We start from the raw sequence: 1607 nt of genomic DNA, 5'->3' as shown, positions 1-1607 counted from the left end.
GCTTGAGTCCTGTGCCCTTTGGAGGGCTTCGTCTCCGCGGGAGAACGGGACGACAGTGGAGACGATCTCACCGAGGTTGAGGCGGGTGTTTGCCACGTAGCGGATTGCTGCGGGCCATACTGCTACCGGCGCCCCGGTGGAGCTGGTAATCAAGAGGTTTCGTTCCTGGACCAGGCCCAGGCGCGCAGGCGCAAACTTTGGTGTGGAGACACCCATCAGCAGGACGCGTCCGTTGTGGTCTGCGCTTTCCAGGGCTGCTGCTTGCGCTGCGGAGTTGCCGGACGCTTCGATGACGACGTCGGCGAAGGACCGCCCCATGGCTGCTGCTGCAGCACCGGTGGTGTCCGGGGTTTCAACCGGATTAACGGCGGCCGTAGCTCCCAGTTTCATCGCCGTTTCGCGACGAAGTGGGCTGGGATCAAATACGACCACTTCCGCTCCCGCCGTAACAGCCTGGATCACTGCATTCAGGCCGATTGCTCCGAGCCCGTGCACGTGGACCGTGTCGGCAGCACTGATGCCGCCGATCTTCTTAAGTCCGTTCAATACGCAGGCGAAGGGTTCAATAACGGCGGCGGTGAGCATGTCCACCTCGTCAGGGATGTGGAAGCACATGTCGGCCGGGACGGTGAACAGCTCGGCGGCGGCCCCATCATGGGTTACGCCGAACCAGTCGTTGCCGCCCAGGTGTCCGTGCCCGAGAACCCGGTCCCCCGGATGAAATCCTTCAACAGATGCGCCGGCTTCCACGACGGTGCCTGACCATTCATGGCCCAGGACGTGGGGGTAATTGATCTTGAAGGATTCCGGCATGCTGCCGTGCAGGATTTCGATATCGGTGCCGCACACCCCCACGTAAGCGGGCCTGACCAGGAGCTCGTTGGGCTTGGGTGCGGTGACGGGTGCTGTGCCGGGTTCGACTGTGACGGTGCCGTCGGCGTTTTTGCGGACCAGGACGGCCGGCACGGTCCCGAGCGGAGGTGCTGCGGACGCCGTGCGCACGTCGTTGACGGTCTCAGACATGTTGTGTTCTTTCTGTAGGTTCAGACAACAGGGAGCAACGAGGACACTGTTAGACGTCGCTGCCATGAAGCGCGGCCGTGACAAGTTCGCGGATGCCATCGGGGGTTACTTCCCGCGGGTTGGCGTACGGGTTCCTGGTGGCGATTTCAACGATCTTGTCGATGTCGGATTCCTTCAGGCCCAGCTCGGCCAAGGACGACGGTGCACCGAGGGCGAGGCTTAGTTTCCGGAAGTGGGCCGCCGGGTTGTCTGCCCCGGTGGCGCGCTGCAGGGCGGCGATCGCCTGCGGGGCGTGCTGGGCGTTGTAGGCCAGGGCATAGGGAAGCACCACTGTGTGGGTTTCGGCGTGGGGAAGGTTGAAGGTCCCGCCGAGCGTGTGGCACAACTTGTGGTGCAGGGACATGGTCGTCGCACCTAAAGTAGCTCCGCAGAGCCAGGCCCCGTACAGGGCATCGGAGCGCGCTTCGATGTTGGACGGGTCTTCGACGATCTTTGGCATCGCTTCGATGAGGGCACGGGTGCCCTCCTCGGCCATCAGGGAGATGATGGGCGAACCGTCCGGCGCGTACAGCGCTTCCACAGCG

The 1607-nt window shown here is 63.5% G+C and carries 2 protein-coding genes; both read right to left on the bottom strand.

Going from position 1 to position 1607, the window contains the following annotated elements:
* On the bottom strand, positions 1–1023 hold a 1023-nt coding region (locus AC1DEY_RS23250; RefSeq protein ID WP_476870059.1), incomplete at its 3' end, for a zinc-dependent alcohol dehydrogenase.
* Positions 1024–1072: 49 nt separating this feature from the next.
* Positions 1073–1607 (bottom strand): dehydroquinate synthase/iron-containing alcohol dehydrogenase family protein (locus tag AC1DEY_RS23245; RefSeq protein WP_476870058.1); only part of this gene is annotated, 535 nt, incomplete at its 5' end.

The sequence above is a fragment of the Arthrobacter sp. 05T47 genome (genome assembly GCF_056395825.1).
This window is presented reverse-complemented; position numbering and strand designations above follow the sequence as displayed.